This window comes from Frankia sp. CcWB2, assembly GCF_977927585.1.
On sequence record NZ_CDWRCM010000020.1, the window covers coordinates 15,548 to 19,124 of the forward strand.

General features: G+C 75.5%; 3 pseudogenes. All 3 read right to left on the reverse strand.

Annotation, left to right across the window (positions count from 1 at the left end):
• A pseudogene (locus ACY45C_RS04015) lies at nt 1-809 on the reverse strand (beta-ketoacyl [acyl carrier protein] synthase domain-containing protein); the annotation flags it as partial.
• Nucleotides 810-842: 33 nt separating this feature from the next.
• A pseudogene (locus tag ACY45C_RS04020) lies at nt 843-3,401 on the reverse strand (type I polyketide synthase); the annotation flags it as partial.
• A 31-nt stretch (nt 3,402-3,432) separates the two neighbouring features.
• A pseudogene (locus ACY45C_RS04025) lies at nt 3,433-3,576 on the reverse strand (CurL C-terminal domain-containing protein); the annotation flags it as partial.
• Between the last annotated feature and the right edge of the window lies 1 nt (nt 3,577).

The window sequence follows — 3,577 nt, forward strand, 5'->3', positions numbered from 1 at the left end:
TTGCACAGCCCATCCGGGGACAGCATGTTCAGCGCGCTCAGCGACACGTGGTGCGCCGGGTGCAGGACGAGGTTGACCCCTCCCGCGACGGCCATCCGGCACTCACCGCGCCGGATGCTCTCGCACGCCAGGTGCACAGCGGTCAGCAAGGAGGAGCAGGCACTGTCCACCGCGTAGCTGGGGCCGGACAGGTCGAGGAAGTACGACACCCGGTTGGCGATCGATCACCGCGACGAGTGCGCGCCCGCCAGCTCGCCGCTGTGCCACCTGGTCGCGCCCAGCTGCCCGTAGGTGCCGTACATGACGCCGACGAACACGCCGGTGGCCGGTTCGCGGGTGTGCTCGCCGAGGTAGCCGGTCTCCTCCAGCAGGTTCCACGCCGTCTCCAGGAACAGCCGCTCCTGGGGGTCGAGGAACGCCGCCTCACGGGCCAGGACCGAGAAGAACGCCGGGTCGAACCGGTCGACGTCCTCCAGGAAGGCGCCCCACAGGCTGGGAGAACGCTGCGGCGTGCCCGGCCGGGGGTCGTAGGTGGGCCGCCAGTCCCATCGCTCCCGCGGCACCTCGGTCACGCTCACCACACCCGCGGCGAGATTGCGCCAGAACGCCCGCACGTCCGGCGCGCCGGGGTATCGCCCGCTCACTCCGATCACGGCGATCCCCTCGGGCGCGGGGGACGAGACAGCGCCGCCGGATGCCGCACCGACCACCGTGGTAGCAGGTGCGGCGCCGGGCGCCGAACCGCCGCGCGGCGACGACCCGGGGCTGGTCGCCCCGGCCGTGCCCGGCGTCGCGAGCACGGCCGCCACCTTGTCGGGGCGTTCCCGGGTCAGGTGGTCGGCCAGGGCCGCAATGGTCTGTCGCTGGAACAGCAACGTCGCCGGCAGGTCACCGAGATCCCGTTCCAGCCGGGTGACGATCTGCTGGCTGATCAGCGAGTCCACGCCGAACTCGTCGAACGTGACGTCGTCGTCGAGGTCCTCCGCGCGGTGCCTGAGCACCTCGGCGAACACAGCGCGCACGTAGTCCCGAGCCGTCCGCCGCGCGTCCGCCACGACAGGGCGCCGCTGCCCGTAGGCCTCCGGCGCGTCGAGTCGGGCCCACCATCCCGGGGACGCCCTGACCACCAACGCCTGCGGCACGCGCGCGGTCAGCAGCGCGTCCAGCGCGGCCAGTCCCTCGGCCGGTTCGACGGACCCCACGCCGAGCGCCGCGAGCCGGGCCCGGTGCTCGGCGTCGGCGACCGCGCCGACACTGCCCCAGTACCCCCAGTCGACGCTCAGCACCGGGAAGTCGGCACGGACCGCGAGGGCGTAGGCGTCCTGGTAGGCGCTGCCCGCCGCGTAGGCGCTCTGTCCGGGGCTGTCGACCACGGCGGCGGCCGAGGAGAAGAACACCAGGAAGTCCAGCGGCTCGTCGCGCACCGCCTGGAACAGCGCGGCGGTGCTGGCCGCCTTGGGCGCCATGACCTCGCGGAAGGTGTCGTCGTCCAGGTTCGCGACGGTCCGGTCCCGCAGCACCATCGCGGCGTGGAACACCCCGGCGATCGGCCCGAGGCGGTCGCGTACCGAGGCCACGGCCGCGGCCACCGCGGCGGGGTCGGTGACGTCCGCGCGAAGGTACTCGACTCCCCGCGGCACCTCCACGTCGGCGCTGCGGCCGAGCCAGGCCACCCGCGCCGACGCGGTGCGCAGCAGGTGCCGGGTCAGCGCCCGGCCGATGCCGCCCGCGCCGCCCACCACCAGGTACACCCCGCCCGCCCGGAACGGCTGACCGGGCCCGGCCGCCACCGGGTGGAAGACCCGCACGTGACGTCGGCCGCTACGCCAGGCGACCACCCGGTCGGCGCCGGGCTCGGCCACGGCCCGAACGGCGTCGAACACGTCGAAGTCCAGCACGGACACCGACCAGTCCGGCCACTCCCCGGCTACCGAGCCCAGAAGCCCCAGCAGGGCCGCCTGGTCGGGGTCGGGCCCGTCCGGGTCGCCGGGCAGTGCGACCGCGCCGCTGGTGACCACACGCAGCGACAGCGGCCGCCCGCCGCGCCTGGCCCGGGCGAGGTCGCGCAGCACCGGGAACAGGGCCTCGGCGTTACGGCTGCGACCGTCCAGCCGGGGCGCGCCCGCCGCGTCGGCTACCACATAGAGCGCGTCGCAGTCCAGGTCGAACCGCTCCCCCGGACACGCCAGCCGGGCGTCGGGAAGGACGCGGGCCAGCGTGTCCGCGGTGTCCGCCAGGTCAGCCGGGTGCAGCACGACCGTCTTCCCGTGGCGCGGGGCGGCGCCGGGCGTGGGTGCCTCCCGCCACTGTGGCACGCGCACCAGCCCAGCCAGCGGATCGCGGTGAGGGCGCAGCAACAGGCCGCGCACCCGCACGCACACGACGTCGTCGAGATCGACGAGGTCGACGTCGAACATCCCGCCGCGCCGCCGGACGACCGAGCGGGCCGGACCGGAAACCGGGGCCAGCACGTCGATCTGATCGGCGACGAACGGCAACCACGGCCCCCCGGCGTCGGACACGAGCACCGCGGCTGTCTGGAGCGCGGCGTCGAGCAGCGCCGGGTGCACCGTCAACCCATCCGGGTTCGGCGGGGCGGCCAGCTCGCCGACCGCCGTGTCGCGGTCGTGGCGCACGGAGCGGACCAGCCGGAACGCCGGGCCGTAGGCCAGCCCGGCCGCGGCGAAGGCGGCGTAGAGGTCGGCACCCTCGCGCACGTCGGGCAGGGCGCGGGCGATCTCGTGCGCCTCCACTGCGGGCGTGGCGTCGGGGACCGCCCCGATCGCGCCACGCACGGCGGCGGGCTCACCCAGGCCCGCGTCGACGGTGAACTCGCCCTCGGACACCTCGACCCGAGCCCGCCGCGGTTCGTCCACGACGAAGGGCCGCAGCCAGCGCACGCCCCGCAGCCGCACCGGCAGGTCGTGCCCACCGCGCCGCACCGCGTCCACCACCAGCTCGACAGCCGCGGTACCGGGGAGCACCGGCCTGCCGGCCACCTGGTGATCGGCCACGATCCAGTGGTCGGGGGTCAGCTGACACGCCAGCGGACCGACCGCCGACCGCCGACTCCGACTCCGGCCCCGGCCCCGGCCCCGGCACTGGCACTGGCACTGATGACGGTGACGATGACGGTCGCGGCGCGGCTTCCTGCCTGGACGCCGCCGGGGCGGCCGTTTCTGGCGTGGACGTCGACACGGGCCAGTGCGACCGGCGCTCGAAGGGGTAGGTGGGCAGCGGGACGCGACGCCTGGCCGGCAGGTGCGCCGACCAGTCGACGTCCTCGCCGGCCGCGTACGACGCGGCCAGCCGGTGCAGCTCGTCCGACGGCGCACCGGTGGTCGCGCCCCGGTAGGAGCCGGGCGGCAGCTCGCCCGCACGCACAGCCGCGAGCGTGGCACGCAGCTCTTCGACGTCCGAGGCCACCACCGCGAGCCGCCGGCGCAGGTGCCTGCGCCCCACCGCGAGGGTGAACGCGACGTCCGCCAGGTCGAGCGGGGTGTCGAGCGGGGTGTCGAGCGCGGTCGTCAGATCCGCGACGCGCCGGTCCAGCGCCTCGCCCGTCCGGCCGGACAGG